Here is a 21,116-nt window from a genome sequence, read left to right on the forward strand (position 1 = left end):
ATACCTCGTGATTGTTGATTGTTACTAATCCCTAGTTCAAAAACTGCTTGCAATAAAAATTGTTTTGCAAAAAAACCTTGACTTAGTAAAAAGGAAAAATAACGCACTCTACTACACATTTGAAGATAGGCTTCCTCTGATAATTGTTCCACCAAAAGGTTGGCTTCCTCTAAGTTATCAACTACAAATCCCAATCCTTGCTCTACTATAAAGTCCGAATTAGATAAGGTAGCAGGGATAATGACAGGAATGCCTGCCGCTAAGTAAGTACTCAATTTATAAGAAACATTCATACTGTAATAATCGATATTTTGTTCCTCATTTTGATGTGTAGTCCAAACCAGCCCAAATCCACCTTTTGATAACCCTAAGAGCATTTCCTCATCAGTTTTCCAGCCCGCAATATGAACTTGATTCGACAAAGAAAGCTGTTCTTCATTTGAAAATACAGTTAGCGGAACTGTCCCCTCCCAAGTTTTTAATTCTGGGAAACGACTTAAATTTCCTGCAAAATAAACTTCTTTTTTAAATATAGGTTCATGTAAGTCCAAATCATGAGGATGATCCCACATTCTTTGAAAAATGACTTTTTTAACATTCAATCCTTGTTGAAGTAGTTTCTCTTTCATAGCTTCTGATGGTAAGATGATACTATCTGCCATGTTGTAAAGATTGATATAATCCTGCATCAAAAATTCATTTGCTTTAAACATCAGAGGAATCACATCATGAACAAATACTATGATTTTCACATTGAGAAGTTTCAACTTACTTAAAAATTCTCTTTCAAACTCTAGACCATTCCAAGTAGGTGTTTGAAAAATGACCACATCTCCCATTGAAACACTGGCTAGAATCCCATCTAATCTTCTACTTCTCTCTTCTACAGTTTCAGCGGATGCATGGTAAAAATAAATCCCTAACTCTCTAAATCCTAGTTGAGTAGCAATTTTTTGAACAGCATTTTGAGCAATGGTTGCTGTACTTTCTCTAGCCATTCCATATAGATTGGTAATATGGATTTTCATATTTCTAATTGATTCCTTTCGTTGTGTTTAAAGTGCAACACTAATGTAGAAAGTGTTTTAGTGTTTTAATTTAAAATGAAAGCAAAAACTATCTTCACTACCACAAACAACTTTAAGTAGTCAAGCAACAAACTTAACTTTCTAGGTATCATTACTTAATAAAGTATAATAAACCTCGACTGTAATCATCTAAGTATATAAACTCATAATATACTGTAGAATAAAAAATAATTAAACTAGAATTTTTTAAAATTTCTTACATTTCAATATAAATTATCAATAATTGAAAGCTTTTTGCTTTATATAAATGGTTTAGATACATAAGCAAAATAGACTTTTTCTCAGTTCATTCGCTCTACTCAGTACCCTTAAATAAAAACAATATCTCCTCAATCCATCTATAAGTTTCATCTGATTCTTGGTTACTATTTTTTAATTCCTCTAGACTAATTTCTAAGTGAATAAGTAAATTCTCTATATAACCTCGTATATTTCTACCATTAGTAGCTAAAATAGAAATAAAACTTAACCGTTGTTGGATATCACTATACTTGTTCTTCGCATCAATATGTTTCAAACTAGCGTTTCCATACTTCCTATAATTATAAGTATCTTTGTTTATATATATTATTTTATTTGAAACAAGATATAATTTATACCAAAATTCCATATCTTCACATAAAGCGGTATACTCATTAAACCTAATTATTCCCAAAGCCTTTTTTGATATTATTTTCCCAAACGTTATTCCATAAGATTGGTCATACCGCTCCAAAACAGGTAATTCTTCAATCAACTGATATTTTTCAAAAATTCGTTTTTCATATCCTCTTTGATAAGAATGCACATAATAACAATTATCATCCATATTAAATTGTTTATAAGTAGAGACAGCTATATCTGCTCCTTCTTCTAAAAGAGTCGTATATAAAACTTCTAAATAATCAGAATCTACCCAATCATCCGAATCAATAAAAGTAATATACTCTCCTTTAGAATGTTCAATACCTAGGTTACGTGCTGAGGAAACTCCACCATTTTCTTTTTCGAAATAACGAAAACGAGAATCTTTAGAAACATACTCTCTACAAATATCAGCAGAGTTATCTGGCGAACCATCATTTATTAGTAAACACTCAAAATTTTGATATGTTTGAGCAACAATACTATCCAAGCATTGTCTCAAATAATTTTCTACATTGTAGATTGGAATTACAATGCTGATTAATTCATTTTCCAACATTTTATGATTCACTTCTCCCTTCTAGCAAAAACATAACCTCATGAAGCCACCTTACAGTCTCAGATGCATCATATACAGGTAACTCCTTTAGTTTCTCAACTCGATATTTAATTACAGATAAACAACTATTTACATATTTTGATATATCTATACCTCTAATCGCAAGAAATGCTATAAAATTCAATCGCTGTTGAATATCACTACGAATTTTTTCTGCTCCAAAGTGTCTATTAATATTATCGACACGATAAATATAACTATCTCTATTGACATATACAACTTTGTTAGAAATAAGATATAGTTTTAACCAATATTCCATATCTTCCCCAAGAGTTGTCATTTCATTAAAAGCAATATTATCTGATAGATCTTTGCGAACTAATTTCCCACACACAAAACCATACGAATGGTCAAATGTGTTTAAATCTATAAATTCATCAATTAATTCTTGATTTGTAAATACTCTTTTTTCATATCCCCTCTGAGAAGAATGAAAATACCAACAATTATCCCCCATATGAAACCTTTTATAAGTAGATACTGATATATCTGCATTCTCATCTATAAGTGCATTGTAAAGGACTTCTAAATAATCAGAATCTACCCAATCATCTGCATCAATAAAAGTAATGTACGCCCCCCCCGAACATTCAATACCTAAATTTCTAGCCGATGATACTCCACCATTTTCTTTCTCAAAATAACGAAAACGAGAATCTTTAGAAACATACTCTCTACAAATATCTTCTGAATTATCTGACGAACCATCATTTATTAATAAACACTCAAAATTTCGATATGTTTGATTCATAATGCTATCCAAACACTGTCTCAAATAATTCTCAACATTATAAATTGGGACTATAATACTAATTAATTCATTCATTACCTGTACCTCTACTCTCCTAAAAACTACTGAATGACCTTTATCTTTTTCTCTGGGTCTTCTAAAGAAAATATACGACTTCTATTAGTCTTAAAAGTGAAAAATTTTAAATTTCTATTTAGAAGCAGATAGACTGGGGAATCGTCTCTAACTTATCACGATAATTATTATTTACTCCTAAAAATTGATTTTTCATTTGATTACCCTATAAATTTCTAAGTGTTTCTTGATACATGTGTAAGGCATTTGAATTTTCTATCTCTACCTTTTCCTTCCCGTTTATCCTATATTGAATGAAGGATTTCAGATTTGAAATATATGGTGATGCATCAATCCCTCTCACTATGAGATAAGGCAACCGTCCTACTCGAATCTCTATATCATCCATCAACTGTCTCTCTGTCAAAGCTTTTCCTAACATTGACTCTGAATGTACTCTATAATTATAGAGTGCCTTATGAATATATAAGCAACTAGACATGGTTAAATACAATTTAAAACTGCACTCGAAATCTTCTCCAAATTTCCGTTGCTCATTAAATAATATCTCATCAAATAAGGAACGTTTAAATAGTTTTCCCCAAGAAACTGTGTAAGAACCATCATAATTTTCAAGGTTTGGCAGCTGAGTTAGCAATTCCTGACTAGTCCATATTTTTTCATAATAATCCTGATCCCAAATGTGAAGATAAAAACAATATTCATCCATATCAAATTTATTATAAGATGAAATGACAAAATCTGTATTATATTCCTTTATTTTTGAATACAATACTTCTAAATAATCCAATTCAATCCAATCATCCGAATCAATAAAAGTAATAAATTGTCCTTTTGATTGTTTAATTCCCAAATTACGCGCTGATGCGAGACCGCCGTTTGCTTTCTCAAAATAATGGAAACGAGCATCTTTATCAACATATTCTTTACAGATATCTGCTGAATTATCTGGAGATCCATCATTTATTAGCAAACATTCGAAATGTTCATACGTCTGATCTAGAATACTATCCAAACACTGCCGTAAATAATTTTCTACATTGTAAATCGGTACGATGATACTGATTAATTCATTCCTCATATATTTATCACCTTAAATATTTATTTTTCTTAATTACGCTCTCTTATAATAAGATTTCTATCTTGATAAACCACACTATTTGCTGGAACATCATTGCGAATAAGACAGCCTGCTCCGATAATGGTATTATCCCCAATCGTCACTCCTTTTAAAATCGTGACATTACTTCCTATCCAACAATCTCTTCCAACTCTAATTGGTGCTGTAGTCCACTGCCATTTTTCGATTTTTTCAGCGGTATAGATATGGTCGTGATCATAGAAACGAACACCTTCTCCCATCATGGTACCTGCCCCAATTTCAATTCTTTCTATACAGTTAAAACTACAAGAGTTGTTGATAAAGACACCATCATGCAGTATTACCTTACCAGAAGAGACATGGAAATTTTCAAAATTTCTACAAATAACATTAGTGCCTACAAGCAAGTCAGCCCTATCATCTATTTGAAATACATTCCAATTTCCATCTTGGATGATATTTTCTTGATAATTGATGCCTACCCTGACTTCATTCAGATACTCTCTCACTCTAGAAACCAATTTATCTGGTGTACTTGATAAAAAAACTTCCTGTCCTTGATTTTCATGGACTGTATTGTCAAAAGCCAAGACCATTTTACCAGCCTGCACAAATTTGGAAACAATAGAATCAACTTCCTGAAAATGATTGATATCTAATAGGATGTCGCAGATGTTCACTAGAAAGTCAATTTGCTGATCAGTTGTAACTGTCATGAGACGGACATTATATTTAGACTCCAGTGCTCTTATCTTTTTAGAAAACTGTACAGGAGCGGCAATATGAAAACAAATATCTGGCAAGTTTTCTAGGAGATAATCTAACTGCTCAATCTGATCACTTACAGTTAAGATTAGTGCATCACCTCGCACAATGTTTTTTCTCATCTATTTAACTCTCTTATTCTCTTTATCATTTCTGAAACTTGATCAGTCTGATATATCTCTTGGTTCGCTTCATAAGATTTAGTATTCTCAAAGGCTAAAATTGGTTTATTTTGGGAAATAAATTGCTCTAATATTTCTGTTTCCTTCTCACCATAGTTTATATCTAAAAGAAGCTGACAAGTTTCTACCAATTCTCTATCCAATTCCTCCAAAGATACTGTTCCAGAATAGACAGTAACGTTTGGATACACAACGAGTCTAGAAAGATTCTCATTAACGATTACTCTTGCTGCAATCTTAAATTGTACTTCTGGTAAAGCCACTATTAGTGTTTCCAACTGCTCAATTTGATCTGAAGCTGTATAAATCAAACAAGAAAATGGAACTTTTAGAGGATAAAGATGCAATTTTTTAAGAGAATGTAAATGATAATTTTTTCCCAACTCTGTCCATTCCATATCATGGTAATACCACCAAACATCACGATAGGTTTGTTCAGCGTGTGTATGCCAAGGCTTTCTCTCTGATAAATAGTGGATAATTCCTGGATATTCCTGCCCATCTGGAAAATTATAGTTTGCGAAACGTTCATGAATGACAATATGATTATTATCAAAGTCCAATTCCAACCATCTGTTTTCAAAAAGCATATTCAAAATGCTTTGATCAGCCTGATCCACCTTATTATGCCATTCATTGGTCAAATCAATCAACTTTTGAGTTATATTCTCTTGCTTCCAAAGAGCATTATTAACCAAGAGAACACCTGCATTAAAGATTTCTCGGCTGAAATAGGCTCTGCCTCCAAAATCTCGAATAGCAGCCAAAGGATAGTTCTGTAAATCTGTAGCAAACAAGTCATCTAGATTTTTCGTTACGACTAAATCGCAGTCCAAATAAAGAGCTTTGTCTTCTTTCACGAAGTCAGCCACAAAATAACGCAAAAAAACAGTGTAACTAATATCCGTTTTATAACGCAAAATTTGCTCAGATGTCACCCTGCAATTGATAATTTCTGAATCAAACTTTTCTAATCGCTTATTCAATTGTTTCAACCATTCGTTGGGAAAATCATTATTAATCAGATAAAAACGAATTGAGCGATTGTGATAGCAAATGGACTTAATAGTCGTCATGACCTGCTCGACATAGGCATAATTCGCTGCCAAAACAATTGCTTTCTTTTCCTTTTGCTCTTGTATAGATAAGTGATTTAAAAGAGTTCTTTTCATTTCAAACTCTTTATACGTTGCTGTGTCAGATAAACCACTAGCTTGACCGTTTGCGAGGCTGACCTTCAACATCTGACGATAAACTGCCAAGTGTTTCTCAAGTGGATAACCCAAATTAGCTAGTAGAGTAATACGCTCAGACATAGCATCAACTAAGGCGTGCATCCACTTTTCTGTCCAAATTCTGGAACTACTTCCTTCTCTTTGGCGATAGGCATATAATCCTTTATTCAAATAAATAGTCTTCTCAGCAAGTAAATAAATCTTTTGATTGAGATAACCATCTTCTCCTAACCGACCTATATCAAAACGTAATTGTTTAAACAAATCTGCCTTATAAAGTTTTCCCCAAACAGATATCAAAGCGAAACTCTTCATTTCTTGAGACTCATACAAGTTTTCAAAGATAGAAACATTGTCATAGACTTTCTCATAATAGGAGTCTCCAAATATATGGAAGTAGTACATTCCTTCAGATTCATTAAAAGAATAATAATTTCCAACCGTAATATCAGCTTGATACTCCGTTATTTTTTTGTAAAGGATTTCTACATAATCTAACTCGACCCAATCATCCGAGTCAACAAAGGTCACATAAGATCCAGTCATTCGATCTAAGCCCATATTTCTTGCTTCCGATTGACCACCATTGTCTTTTTCAATATAGACAATTCGATTATCTTTTTGTGCATACTCTTGACAAATTTCACCCGAATTATCTGTAGAACCATCATTAATTACAATTATCTCAAGATTTTTATAAGTTTGATTAATTAAACTATCCAAACATTTTTCTAGGTAATTTTCAACATTATAAACTGGTACAATTACCGTAATTTTTTCAGTCATGTAGTCGTTCTCCTTTCCTACTATTATAACATTTTTTATGCTATTTTCTATCTCCCTTAACTTTTAAAACGCAAAAAATCCCCTGGATGATTTTTCATCCAAGGGATTCTTCATAAATCGAAACAATAATACTTTCTATGTATTTTTAATCCGATTATTCTTCATCATCACGTTTACGGCGTTTCGCAAACAGACCTAAACCAGTCACAGCTGCCAAAGCTCCAAGGAGTACAGATGATTTGGAAGCTTCTGTACCTGTATTTGGCAATTGCTGTCTTGACTTACCTGTTGATTCTGATGGTGTTTCAGAAGATAATGTGTCTGCTGATGTAGATGCAAGTGTTGATTCTGACTCAGAAGGTGCTGTGCTTGGTTTCATTACATCTTCTTCTGTCTTAGTCAAATCTGCACCTGGAATCACCGCTGTCTTACCTGATGGTGTTGTGACGGTTGCGTTACCCTTGTCATCTACCACTACTGTAGAACCTGGGTTAACGGCTTTGACCTTGTCTTCGATCACTTTCTTCTCTTCTGGAGTTAAAGCATCTGGATTAGATACAACTGTCTTATCGGCTGGTGTAACGATGTCATTGCCTTCATTTGGTCTAGTTGTAATGTCTCCTGACTTAGTCAAGTCTACACCTGGAATAACGGCTGTCTTACCTGATGGTGTTGTGACGGTAGTAGTACCATTGTTAGTTACCACTACTATAGAGCCTGGGTTGACTGCTTTGACCTTATCTTCAATAACTTTCTTCTCTTCTGGAGTTAAAGCGTTTGGATCAGATACAACTGTCTTATCGGCTGGTTTAACGATGTCATTGCCTGCATTTGGTGTCGGTACAGATTTCTCTGTCTTAGTCAAGTCTACACCTGGGATAACCGCTGTCTTACCTGACGGTGTTGTGACGGTAGTAGTACCATTGTTAGTTACTACTACTGTAGAGCCTGGGTTAACAGCTTTGACCTTATCTTCGATCACTTTCTTCTCTTCTGGAGTTAAAGCGTTTGGATCAGATACAACTGTCTTATCGGCTGGTTTAACGATGTCATTGCCTGCATTTGGTGTCGGTACAGATTTCTCTGTCTTAGTCAAGTCTACACCTGGGATAACCGCTGTCTTACCTGATGGTGTTGTGACGGTAGTAGTACCATTGTTTGCTACTACTACTGTAGAACCTGGGTTAACAGCTTTGACCTTGTCTTCGATCACTTTCTTCTCTTCTGGAGTTAAAGCGTTTGGATCAGATACGACTGTCTTATCGGCTGGTTTAACGATATCATTTCCAGCATTTGGTGTCGGTACAGATTTCTCTGTCTTAGTCAAGTCTACACCTGGGATAACCGCTGTCTTACCTGACGGTGTTGTGACGGTAGTAGTACCATTGTTAGTTACTACTACTGTAGAGCCTGGGTTAACAGCTTTGACCTTGTCTTCGATCACTTTCTTCTCTTCTGGAGTTAAAGCGTTTGGATCAGATACGACTGTCTTATCAGCTGGTGTGTTTATTGAAGTACTTGTACTTGTTGAAATTGATGTACTTACACCTATTGAAGTTGACGTACTTGTTGATGCTGATGTAGATGCTACAGCGCTTGTGCTTGCTGATGTAGACGCTACGGCACTTGTTGACGCTGATGTAGAGGCTACCGCGCTAGTACTTGCTGATGTAGAGGCTACCGCACTTGTTGATGCTGATGTAGAGGCTACCGCACTTGTTGATGCTGATGTAGATGCTACCGCACTGGTTGATGCTGAGGTAGAGGCTACTGCACTTGTTGACGCTGATGTAGAAGCTACCGCACTTGTGCTTGCTGATGTAGAGGCTACCGCGCTAGTGCTTGCTGATGTAGAGGCTACCGCACTTGTTGACGCTGATGTAGAGGCTACAGCGCTTGTGCTTGCTGATGTAGATGCTACAGCGCTTGTGCTTGCTGATGTAGAGGCTACCGCGCTAGTACTTGCTGATGTAGAGGCTACAGCGCTAGTGCTTGCTGATGTAGACGCTACGGCACTTGTTGACGCTGATGTAGAGGCTACCGCGCTAGTACTTGCTGATGTAGAGGCTACCGCACTTGTGCTTGCTGATGTAGAGGCTACCGCACTTGTTGATGCTGATGTAGAGGCTACAGCGCTTGTTGATGCTGATGTAGATGCTACAGCGCTTGTGCTTGCTGATGTAGACGCTACTGCACTTGTTGACGCTGATGTAGAGGCTACGGCGCTTGTGCTTGCTGATGTAGAGGCTACAGCGCTTGTGCTTGCTGATGTAGAGGCTACAGCGCTTGTGCTTGCTGATGTAGAGGCTACTGCACTTGTTGACGCTGATGTAGAGGCTACCGCACTTGTTGATGCTGATGTAGAGGCTACTGCGCTTGTGCTTGCTGATGTAGACGCTACGGCACTTGTTGACGCTGATGTAGAGGCTACCGCGCTAGTACTTGCTGATGTAGAGGCTACAGCGCTAGTGCTTGCTGATGTAGAGGCTACTGCGCTTGTGCTTGCTGATGTAGATGCTACAGCGCTTGTGCTTGCTGATGTAGACGCTACGGCACTTGTTGATGCTGATGTAGAGGCTACCGCGCTAGTACTTGCTGATGTAGACGCTACGGCACTTGTTGATGCTGATGTAGAGGCTACCGCACTTGTTGATGCTGATGTAGAGGCTACTGCGCTTGTGCTTGCTGATGTAGATGCTACAGCGCTTGTGCTTGCTGATGTAGATGCTACAGCGCTTGTGCTTGCTGATGTAGAGGCTACCGCGCTAGTACTTGCTGATGTAGAGGCTACTGCGCTTGTGCTTGCTGATGTAGACGCTACGGCACTTGTTGATGCTGATGTAGAGGCTACTGCACTTGTTGACGCTGATGTAGAGGCTACCGCACTTGTTGATGCTGATGTAGAGGCTACTGCGCTTGTGCTTGCTGATGTAGACGCTACGGCACTTGTTGACGCTGATGTAGAGGCTACCGCGCTAGTACTTGCTGATGTAGAGGCTACCGCACTTGTTGATGCTGATGTAGAGGCTACTGCGCTTGTGCTTGCTGATGTAGATGCTACAGCGCTTGTGCTTGCTGATGTAGACGCTACGGCACTTGTTGATGCTGAAGTAGAGGCTACCGCGCTAGTACTTGCTGATGTAGAGGCTACCGCGCTAGTACTTGCTGATGTAGACGCTACGGCACTTGTTGATGCTGATGTAGAGGCTACCGCACTTGTTGATGCTGATGTAGAGGCTACCGCGCTAGTACTTGCTGATGTAGAGGCTACCGCACTTGTTGACGCTGAGGTAGAGGCTACCGCACTTGTTGATGCTGAGGTAGAGGCTACCGCACTTGTTGACGCTGAAGTAGAGGCTACCGCACTTGTTGATGCTGAAGTAGAGGCTACCGCACTTGTTGATGCTGATGTAGAGGCTACTGCGCTTGTGCTTGCTGATGTAGAGGCTACCGCACTTGTTGATGCTGATGTAGACGCTACTGCACTTGTTGATGCTGATGTAGAGGCTACTGCACTTGTTGACGCTGATGTAGAGGCTACCGCACTTGTTGATGCTGATGTAGAGGCTACTGCGCTTGTGCTTGCTGATGTAGATGCTACAGCGCTTGTGCTTGCTGATGTAGAGGCTACTGCGCTTGTGCTTGCTGATGTAGAGGCTACAGCGCTAGTGCTTGCTGATGTAGAGGCTACCGCACTTGTTGATGCTGATGTAGATGCTACAGCGCTTGTGCTTGCTGATGTAGACGCTACTGCACTTGTTGATGCTGATGTAGAGGCTACTGCACTTGTTGACGCTGATGTAGAGGCTACCGCACTTGTTGATGCTGATGTAGATGCTACTGCGCTTGTGCTTGCTGATGTAGACGCTACGGCACTTGTTGATGCTGATGTAGAGGCTACGGCACTTGTGCTTGCTGAGGTAGACGCTACGGCACTTGTTGATGCTGATGTAGAGGCTACGGCACTTGTTGACGCTGACGTAGACGCTACGGCACTTGTTGACGCTGAGGTAGACGCTACGGCACTTGTTGACGCTGAGGTAGACGCTACGGCGCTTGTTGAGGCTGAGGTAGATGCTACAGCACTTGTACTTGCTGACGTAGACGCTACCGCACTTGTGCTTGCTGACGTAGACGCTACCGCACTTGTGCTTGCTGACGTAGACGCTACCGCACTGGTTGACGCTGACGTAGACGCTACTGCACTTGTTGAGGCTGAGGTAGACGCTACTGCGCTTGTACTTGCTGACGTAGAGGCTACTGCGCTTGTACTTGCTGACGTAGACGCTACTGCACTTGTTGACGCTGAGGTAGACGCTACTGCACTTGTTGACGCTGATGTAGATGCTACTGCGCTTGTGCTTGCTGACGTAGACGCTACGGCACTTGTTGACGCTGATGTAGAGGCTACCGCGCTAGTACTTGCTGATGTAGAGGCTACCGCACTTGTTGATGCTGATGTAGAGGCTACTGCGCTTGTGCTTGCTGATGTAGATGCTACAGCGCTTGTGCTTGCTGATGTAGACGCTACGGCACTTGTTGATGCTGAAGTAGAGGCTACCGCGCTAGTACTTGCTGATGTAGACGCTACAGCGCTTGTGCTTGCTGATGTAGATGCTACGGCACTTGTTGACGCTGATGTAGAGGCTACCGCGCTAGTACTTGCTGATGTAGAGGCTACCGCACTTGTTGACGCTGAGGTAGAGGCTACCGCACTTGTTGATGCTGAGGTAGAGGCTACCGCACTTGTTGACGCTGAAGTAGAGGCTACCGCACTTGTTGATGCTGAAGTAGAGGCTACCGCACTTGTTGATGCTGATGTAGACGCTACAGCGCTTGTGCTTGCTGATGTAGACGCTACTGCACTTGTTGACGCTGATGTAGAGGCTACCGCACTTGTTGATGCTGATGTAGACGCTACTGCACTTGTTGATGCTGATGTAGAGGCTACTGCACTTGTTGACGCTGATGTAGAGGCTACCGCACTTGTTGATGCTGATGTAGAGGCTACTGCGCTTGTGCTTGCTGATGTAGATGCTACGGCACTTGTTGACGCTGATGTAGAGGCTACCGCGCTAGTACTTGCTGACGTAGATGCTACTGCGCTTGTACTTGCTGACGTAGATGCTACAGCGCTTGTGCTTGCTGATGTAGACGCTACTGCACTTGTTTGCTGATGTAGAAGCTACCGCACTTGTTGACGCTGAGGTAGATGCTACTGCGCTTGTACTTGCTGACGTAGACGCTACAGCGCTTGTTGACGCTGAGGTAGACGCTACGGCACTTGTTGATGCTGAGGTAGATGCTACAGCGCTAGTGCTTGCTGAGGTAGACGCTACGGCGCTTGTGCTTGCTGAGGTAGACGCTACGGCACTTGTTGATGCTGATGTAGACGCTACGGCGCTTGTGCTTGCTGAGGTAGACGCTACAGCGCTTGTTGATGCTGACGTAGATGCTACTGCACTTGTTGATGCTGAGGTAGATGCTACTGCACTTGTTGATGCTGAGGTAGAGGCTACTGCGCTTGTGCTTGCTGAAGTAGATGCTACCGCACTTGTTGATGCTGATGTAGACGCTACCGCACTTGTTGACGCTGACGTAGACGCTACGGCACTTGTTGAGGCTGAGGTAGATGCTACTGCGCTTGTTGACGCTGAGGTAGACGCTACCGCACTGGTTGACGCTGACGTAGACGCTACCGCACTTGTGCTTGCTGAGGTAGACGCTACCGCACTGGTTGATGCTGAAGTAGACGCTACCGCACTGGTTGACGCTGACGTAGACGCTACAGCGCTTGTGCTGGCTGACGTAGACGCTACCGCACTGGTTGACGCTGAAGTAGACGCTACGGCACTTGTTGACGCCGACGTAGACGCTACCGCACTTGTTGATGCTGACGTAGACGCTACTGCACTTGTTGATGCTGACGTAGACGCTACGGCGCTTGTACTTGCTGACGTAGATGCTACCGCGCTAGTTGATGCTGAGGTAGACGCTACCGCACTTGTTGACGCTGAGGTAGACGCTACCGCACTTGTGCTGGCTGACGTAGAGGCTACTGCACTTGTTGACGCTGAGGTAGACGCTACTGCGCTTGTACTTGCTGACGTAGAGGCTACTGCGCTTGTTGACGCTGAGGTAGACGCTACCGCACTTGTTGACGCTGAGGTAGACGCTACGGCACTTGTGCTTGCTGATGTAGATGCTACGGCACTGGTTGACGCTGAGGTAGATGCTACCGCACTTGTTGATGCTGACGTAGACGCTACTGCGCTTGTACTTGCTGACGTAGATGCTACGGCACTTGTTGACGCTGAGGTAGATGCTACCGCACTTGTTGATGCTGACGTAGACGCTACGGCGCTTGTGCTTGCTGAGGTAGACGCTACAGCACTTGTGCTTGCTGACGTAGATGCTACCGCGCTAGTACTTGCTGACGTAGACGCTACGGCACTGGTTGACGCTGATGTAGATGCTACAGCGCTTGTGCTTGCTGACGTAGACGCTACGGCACTTGTTGATGCTGATGTAGAGGCTACGGCACTTGTGCTTGCTGAGGTAGACGCTACGGCACTTGTTGATGCTGATGTAGACGCTACGGCACTTGTTGACGCTGACGTAGACGCTACGGCACTTGTTGACGCTGAGGTAGACGCTACGGCACTTGTTGACGCTGAGGTAGACGCTACGGCACTTGTTGATGCTGAGGTAGAGGCTACTGCACTTGTTGACGCTGAAGTAGAGGCTACTGCGCTAGTACTTGCTGATGTAGATGCTACAGCACTTGTGCTTGCTGACGTAGACGCTACCGCACTTGTGCTTGCTGAGGTAGAGGCTACCGCACTTGTTGACGCTGAGGTAGAGGCTACTGCGCTTGTGCTTGCTGACGTAGACGCTACCGCACTTGTGCTTGCTGAGGTAGAGGCTACCGCACTTGTTGACGCTGAGGTAGACGCTACTGCGCTTGTGCTTGCTGATGTAGACGCTACCGCACTTGTGCTTGCTGATGTAGACGCTACGGCACTTGTTGATGCTGAGGTAGACGCTACAGCACTTGTTGACGCTGAAGTAGATGCTACTGCGCTTGTGCTTGCTGAGGTAGAGGCTACCGCACTTGTTGACGCTGAGGTAGACGCTACGGCGCTTGTTGATGCTGATGTAGATGCTACAGCGCTTGTGCTTGCTGAGGTAGACGCTACAGCACTTGTTGACGCTGAGGTAGACGCTACAGCGCTTGTTGAGGCTGAGGTAGAAGCTACCGCACTTGTGCTTGCTGAGGTAGACGCTACAGCGCTTGTGCTTGCTGAGGTAGACGCTACGGCACTTGTTGATGCTGAGGTAGACGCTACGGCGCTTGTGCTTGCTGATGTAGAGGCTACGGCGCTTGTGCTTGCTGAGGTAGATGCTACGGCACTTGTTGATGATGATGTAGAGGCTACGGCGCTTGTGCTTGCTGAGGTAGATGCTACGGCACTTGTTGATGCTGACGTAGACGCTACCGCACTTGTTGATGCTGAGGTAGATGCTACAGCACTTGTGCTTGCTGATGTAGAGGCTACCGCACTTGTTGACGCTGATTGAGAGGCTTGTTCTGACTTATAATCAGAATCCGATACTGGTACCTCTACTTCATTCGATGTACCATCTTTATAGGTAATGACGACTGTAACTTTACCCTTTGATACAGCTCCACCGTTTTTAAATTCATATTTACTAATACGATTTGCTTTTTCCGGATTTGAACCCTTCACCGCTGCAAGAATCTTTTCTTTATCATCTGCTGATGGAGTTGTCGCATTAGTTACTTGAACTGTCGCTGGCACTTTACCTGGGAATTTTTTACTTAATTTTCCTTGTGCTACTACTGTCAGAGTACGAGCTTCATTATCAGATAAATCGACAGCTTTAACCCCACGGTTCCATCTGTTACCATCTGCATATTGCTTGTTTTCATCATAAGTTGCTGTATACTCTCGAATAGCAGGATTTGTTGTTGAGGCTTCCGTTGGAGTATCCTTGAAGCCAGGTGCAGAATCGTCTGATGAATAGTCTTTTTGGAAGATTCTATCTATATCTGAAGTTCCATCATGCAATTTCAGAGTTTTAATCTTACCACTGTTATCCTTGCCGCTTATGACGATTTTAATTTTATCACCTGCGAAGATTTCATATCCTCTTGCACCTGGGCGAACAGTATCCTGGATGGATTGTTTTTCCCACTGTTTTGTCTTATCATTCTGGATATAGAGATCAAAGGTTGGTTCTGGTGCTTCTGTTTCCTTAGTGATTCCTTGTTCTTTAACCGTAGTGTCTGACTCTAATGGATTAGTTTGGCTCGTCGTCGGATTTGGAAGCGCTTGTTTAACCGTTACTCTACCCGTTGGAAGTAAACCGTTATTAGCATTGTAAGCTTTTTCAAGATTTGTTGGCGTGAAGCTTAGTCTTGTTTCGTTAGGTCCAGCTACCTTAGTAAATGTTTTATCACCGATTGTCAAGGTTACTGTCGCACCTGGTGTAACATTAGTTACCTCGATACTACGATTTGGTAAACCACCTTTTTCAGTCAATTGATCATCTGAAATTTGCGGCGCTTGTGGTTTCACTGTAACATTTACAGGAACTTCTTTGGAAATTCGAGTACCATTTGCATCTAGCGGAAGTGTCACTTTAACTTTTTTCTCAACAATTCCTGGTGTAGCAGTAGATGGCGCACCACCTACCCACTCAAATTTTGTTCCTGCCGGGAATGCTTCATTTGGCGTCCCGTTTGCCAAAGTTTGTTTAGTATTATTTTTTAGAACATTCTCAGCCGAAGCAACATTTGTTTCTCCCTGAACATAGGTCAAATCAGCTTTTTTAACAGGGTCTACAACGATTTGTCTGACCGTTACGTCCTTGCTAAGTTTAGTCGTGCTATTATCAAATCGTCCCTTTGGATAGGTAACTTTCAGGCGATACTCGTGCGTTCCTGCAACGTTTTTCTCAGGAATTGGCGAAGTATTTCCAACCACTTTTCCGTTCGCATCATACCAAGCCCCATCAGTTCCAGGCGGTATATTGTCATTACCACTTTGTTTTAAATATGGTGCGCGCTCTCGTCCATAGCGTGGTGCTTCTCCAGCCCAATCATAAATTGGTGCCTTAGCATCATAAGTAGACATTGTACTATAGGTTACTGGGACTCGCTTAACTGTTCCATCCCTATAAGTCACTTTTACTACGGCTTGTTTGTTGTTTCCTGAGTTTGTCACATCTGGTGCTTGTTCCCATGTTACATCAGCATCACTTGGAATAGTGCCGCCATTAACAGCTTTAATGACATCTTTTGGACGAATGGTGTCACCTTCCCCAACATAAGTGTAGAATACACTACTTGCAGCTTCAACACCATAGTCCAAATTAGGAGTGATTGTCTTTGAAGTTCCATCTTTAAATGTAATAGTCACATCACCATTTGGTCGGACGTCATAAGTACGAATGCGAGATGTATCAGACGGATTCGATTTCTCGACTTCTGATTTAATTTTTTCCTTCTCAGCAGGAGTCAAATTTAACTTATCAGCAACGGCAATGACAGGCGGTTTTGTCAATTTAATCTTATCCGCCAAGCGTCCTTGTACAACACCAAACCATGGGCTTTCTCCCGTATTTCCATTTGGGTCAACCGCTGTAATAACACGAGAGAAGATATTACCAGATTTCCAAGTCATATCGCTATTTGCAACCGCATTAACCGTCTTTGTGGTTTGATTAGTACTTGTCAGTGTCGTGATATTCTCGACTGGACCACGCCCCCACTCAGTGAATTTCCCTTCAAAGAAGTCATTCAAATCATCCTTTGCATTACGCATTTTCAACGTGGTAAGCTTACCACTATTGTCCCTACCGGTATAAGTAATTTGAATCGTATCTCCAGCATAAAAAATATAGCGGCCCGAACTATCTATCTCAGGGGTCTCTCCATTAACCTTAACAGTAAGATCAACTGTTGGCGGTATATTTTCCTTACTAATGTTAACAGTACTTACATCTGAGTTCAACGTTTCATTTTGACCTGTTACTGGATTATCAAATGCCTTGCTTTGTTTAACAGTTACGTTTCCTATTGGGAGAAGACCATTGCTATCTGCAACATCGGTAGAAGGGAAGGTTACATTTCCATTACCATCTGCTTGTTTAGTAAGAGTCTTACCGCCGATTGTCAAGGTGACCTGCGCATTTGGCAATGCATTCGTTACGGTAATTCCTTTATTTGGAAGTCCACCTGTATTCGTTACCTGATCTGTTGAGATTTGTGGTGGGTTTGGTCTAACTTTGATAGTTACAGGAACATTTGTACTATTTCTTGGTTTATCCGTTGAACCTTGTGGTAAAGTAACTGTGACTTCTTTCTTATAGATCCCTGGAGTGCTTACTGTGCTAGCATTTGGTGCCGAATCTCTCCAGCTGTAATCGGTTCTAGTTGCCACAGTCGGACCATTAGGTATTGCAACTCTATCATCAGAGTTCTTAATCGCCTTATCCGGGTTAGCAATGATATCATTTAGTGGTGCTGTATTTCCAACCGTTGTAACATACTCTTGCTTGGCTACCGGATCAACTACTGTATAATTAAAGCTCACTGTACTTGTGAGAGCAGGATTTGAAGTTGTTACATCACCAAGGCGTCCTTTAGGATAAGTTGCTATTGCTTTATAGGTGGTGCTGTGAGTTGTAGCCAAATCAGCAGTTGTATGCCATACGCTACTAAAGGCTGGAGAGCCATCTTGTTTACGTACAGGTGTTGAGCGATTATCATTCAGCTGATATTCATAAGCAAATGTAGTCCCTGAAGGAAGAGACTCGTTATTAATATAGAATTTTGAATATCCGCCTATATTATTAGCATAGCTATTTCCAACAGTTCTTTCTGTCCCCGGTACTGCTTTAAAGGCATAGAACTTACCTGGAACTCCATTGTTAGTTTTAGTCTCAATTTTTTGATAAACTGTGTACTTGTATGTTAAATCTGTAGTAGTTTTATCTGGGTGAGTTACCGTTAAGGTTGCAGTCCGAGGGTTCACGCCGTCTTTCATCGCTTCCATTGTAGGAGCTTGACCTTGTTTCCATGCAAACTTTGTCCCACTAGGGAAGTCAGATGCTCCGCCAACTGTGCGCACAAGACTTCTTGGATTTATATTAGATAGAGGCTCGCCGCTAACTGCATAGAAGTGCTCCGTTGTTTTCTCTACACCATACTTAACATTGTTTGTGACTGTATCCGTGGTTCTATCACGATAAGTAATAGTAACATCTCCATTATTAGCTACACTGATAGAACCTTCTTCAGATCCTTTTTTGTAATCTGTACTTGAGAGAACGTTTGCATTGGCTGCTTTAAAGTTAGCCAACACTTGGTCTTTTTCCGCCTGACTCAGATTTGTCGCATTATTAACTGCGACAGTCGCACCGCTTATAGGAGATTGACGCTCATTAAATCCGTGAATACGAACAGTCATCGTAGTCATTGTTTTTTGTCCGGCAGTATCATCAGCGCCATACGAAATATTGTAATCCCCAGGAGTCATTGGTTTCCAGCCATTTTCCCGACCAATCGTACCATAAATCTCGGTTGTCCACTGCTTATGTTCATAAACATAGGCTGTATTGAGTCCTGTTTTAGGATCTCGTTTAAGAGTCGCAAAGTTGATTTGTCCAGGGAAATTTTTACCTTGTAAACCTGTAATAACAGGATTATTTCCCGTATAGAACAATCTCAAAGCCTTATCATCTCTAAACACCATATTGATATTTACAGAATCATCATTGAAAACTTCAAGTAATTTTGGCAATTCAACAGTAGGAGGATTATCTGTTGCACGTCCCTGATTTCTCACAGCATCATTTTGATTCCCTGCTCTACCTGTATGGACATAAGAGGTCATCAAATTCGTGTAATTACCAGAAACATTCGTACTTGTAAATGGTTGACTACTTGTAGCAACTCGGGCATCCAATCTGGCATTGCTTGATTTTTCATTTACAGTGGCATGAACTTCAATCGTTGCCTCTAAATTTCTATTTAAATCATGACGTTTGCTAAACACGTACTCATTGCCAGAACCACCACGCTTCTCCATCGGTTGACCATTAAAAGTAACACGGGTAATAGTCGTATTTGGATCCACATTGGCAAGTAAACCAGCATAATTCAGGGCATTATCTGAGTGCATATTGATACGCCAGATTACTTCATGAGTATTCTTATTGTACTGACCTGATTCAAGCGAAGCCGATGTTCTATTGCTAGCAAACGTGTTCGTGATTAACGAAGTAGGCAAAGCTCTAGGATGTACCCCACTGCCCATACCTTGACCATTTCGTGCATCACGCGCACCTGAATTGACTCTCAACACAGCATTAGCAATCGAGTTACGAGCAGAGGTCGCTAGTTTTACAGTTTCGGTCAAATCTGCCTTAGGATTAGCAAGAGCTGTCTCGATAGCAGTCACCGCAGCATTCACTTTTGCTATAGCTGCATCACTATTAGGTAGACCAACCGCTTTTGCCAGGTACTCACCCATTTCAGCTGAAAGTTTGGTTAACTTCTTACGATTTTCATCCTGTTGTTTAGCTGAAACTTCCGATGTTGCTATGGCACCAGCAGTCACTCCTGCCAAACTACTTATTTCTGCATTCGTATCAACCAAACCTTTTTCCAATTTAGCTGATTCCAATACAGGAGCACCTAGCTTAGAGGCAGATAACCCTTCTTTAGCCAACTGACTTTCTTTTGACACAGACTCTGCTTTTCCAGAAGTCTCAGAAGCAGTAGTAGAATGTACACTATTGTCTGAAGCCACCATCGACTGACTAGAACTTACAGAGGTACTTGCTGAGACGCTAGCTGAAGTTGATGCGCTTTCTGAGGCACTTGTTGACATACTGGCAGAAGAACTAACGCTAGCTGATAGACTAGTGGATATTGATTCTGAGCTAGATACACTCTCGCTTACTGAATGAGACAGACTTGCCGAATTCTCCGCATCCACTTTTGCAGTTGTACCAAGGACAACTGTATCATGCGTTGCTAAAGCATCTGAACTATCTAACGTTTTTTCAAGGGCTACCGCTTCGTTTGCAAAAACTTTTGTCTGAGTAGCAACAGTCCCGCCTAATACGGCACCTGTTGCTGCAATACCTCTTATAATATCAAGACCTGTAATCGTTTGATTAGTTTGGTTTTCTACTACTTCGGTCATAACCTGAGTAGTATCCACACCACCACGTAAAACCTTGAATAAGCCAAAAAGAGAGGTTGAGGCTCTCAACCAATGCTTACCGGATTTTACCAGTTTGTATCGAGTCACACGATCAGTTTCGCGATATTGACCCTTTTGACGTCTGAAAAACATTTATTTTTTTCCTCCAAAAAAAGTACTATAGTAGTTATCTTAATGCAATCGTTTCCTATTATACACAAATCACTATGTTAAGTCAACTTATTTTTTAGTATTCTTGCTAAAAAAAAAAGCATTTTCTGATTTGTTTTGTATGAATTCTTCATTGATAAACAAAATTAATATACTAGATAACTGAATCCCTTATTGACTGGTCTATAAAAAAGAAAAATCCATTATTTTTACCGATGAATACGTCATACTTATCCAAAATTAAAAAGAGCATCATTTTCCTTCGCATAGCCATATATATTGTATGTTATTCAAGGAACTCTTCGCTGTTTTCATTAGAATTAAGAGATAGTAAATTTCAAAGTATAAAGTATATAGTTTAACTACGATATTTCTTGAGCAAGCTGAGAACCAAAAAGGTTGCACTTTAGTAATGCAAATAGCTCGACCTACTAACTCTTACAAAAAAGCCCACAATACCACAAGGAAAAAGCCCAT

7 protein-coding genes and 1 pseudogene are annotated in these 21,116 nt (G+C 41.1%); all 8 read right to left on the reverse strand.

The window, feature by feature from the left end; all coding sequences use genetic code 11:
* Nucleotides 1-32 precede the first annotated feature (32 nt).
* A pseudogene (locus SK608_RS11795) lies at nt 33-1,028 on the reverse strand (sugar transferase); the annotation flags it as partial.
* A 355-nt stretch (nt 1,029-1,383) separates the two neighbouring features.
* Nucleotides 1,384-2,283: a glycosyltransferase family 2 protein gene (locus SK608_RS08085; RefSeq protein ID WP_235202163.1), complete on the reverse strand. Its 900-nt coding sequence runs from the start codon at nt 2,281-2,283 to the stop codon at nt 1,384-1,386.
* Entirely contained in the window at nt 2,273-3,157 is an 885-nt protein-coding gene (locus SK608_RS08090; RefSeq protein WP_033678050.1) for a glycosyltransferase family 2 protein, read from the reverse strand. Before SK608_RS08090 ends, SK608_RS08085 begins: the two co-directional genes overlap by 11 nt.
* Before the next feature lie 205 nt (nt 3,158-3,362).
* Nucleotides 3,363-4,238: a glycosyltransferase family 2 protein gene (locus SK608_RS08095; protein WP_033678052.1), complete on the reverse strand. Its 876-nt coding sequence runs from the start codon at nt 4,236-4,238 to the stop codon at nt 3,363-3,365.
* Nucleotides 4,239-4,267: 29 nt separating this feature from the next.
* Nucleotides 4,268-5,146 carry a DapH/DapD/GlmU-related protein gene (locus SK608_RS08100; protein ID WP_033678054.1) on the reverse strand — a complete coding sequence of 293 codons (879 nt, stop codon included), beginning with the start codon at nt 5,144-5,146 and terminating at the stop codon, nt 4,268-4,270.
* Nucleotides 5,143-7,227 carry a glycosyltransferase gene (locus SK608_RS08105; RefSeq protein ID WP_023943544.1) on the reverse strand — a complete coding sequence of 695 codons (2,085 nt, stop codon included), beginning with the start codon at nt 7,225-7,227 and terminating at the stop codon, nt 5,143-5,145. The genes SK608_RS08100 and SK608_RS08105 overlap by 4 nt, the downstream gene beginning before the upstream one ends.
* Before the next feature lie 154 nt (nt 7,228-7,381).
* Nucleotides 7,382-8,779: a MiiA motif-containing surface protein gene (locus SK608_RS11340; RefSeq protein WP_350353734.1), complete on the reverse strand. Its 1,398-nt coding sequence runs from the start codon at nt 8,777-8,779 to the stop codon at nt 7,382-7,384.
* A gap of 3,523 nt (nt 8,780-12,302) precedes the next feature.
* Entirely contained in the window at nt 12,303-20,621 is an 8,319-nt protein-coding gene (locus SK608_RS11960; RefSeq protein WP_160165261.1) for an accessory Sec-dependent serine-rich glycoprotein adhesin, read from the reverse strand.
* Nucleotides 20,622-21,116: the final 495 nt, after the last annotated feature.

Source organism: Streptococcus mitis subsp. hohhotensis, assembly GCF_000722775.1.
Lineage (GTDB): Bacteria > Bacillota > Bacilli > Lactobacillales > Streptococcaceae > Streptococcus > Streptococcus carlssonii.

Bases quoted from the DNA above. Each gene is read 5' to 3' on its own strand.
- SK608_RS08105 (WP_023943544.1), bottom strand. From the start codon at position 7,227: ATGACTGAAAAAATTACGGTAATTGTACCAGTTTATAATGTTGAAAAT.
- SK608_RS08100 (WP_033678054.1), bottom strand. From the start codon at position 5,146: ATGAGAAAAAACATTGTGCGAGGTGATGCACTAATCTTAACTGTAAGT.
- SK608_RS11960 (WP_160165261.1), bottom strand. From the start codon at position 20,621: ATGTTTTTCAGACGTCAAAAGGGTCAATATCGCGAAACTGATCGTGTG.
- SK608_RS08090 (WP_033678050.1), bottom strand. From the start codon at position 3,157: ATGAATGAATTAATTAGTATTATAGTCCCAATTTATAATGTTGAGAAT.
- SK608_RS08095 (WP_033678052.1), bottom strand. From the start codon at position 4,238: ATGAGGAATGAATTAATCAGTATCATCGTACCGATTTACAATGTAGAA.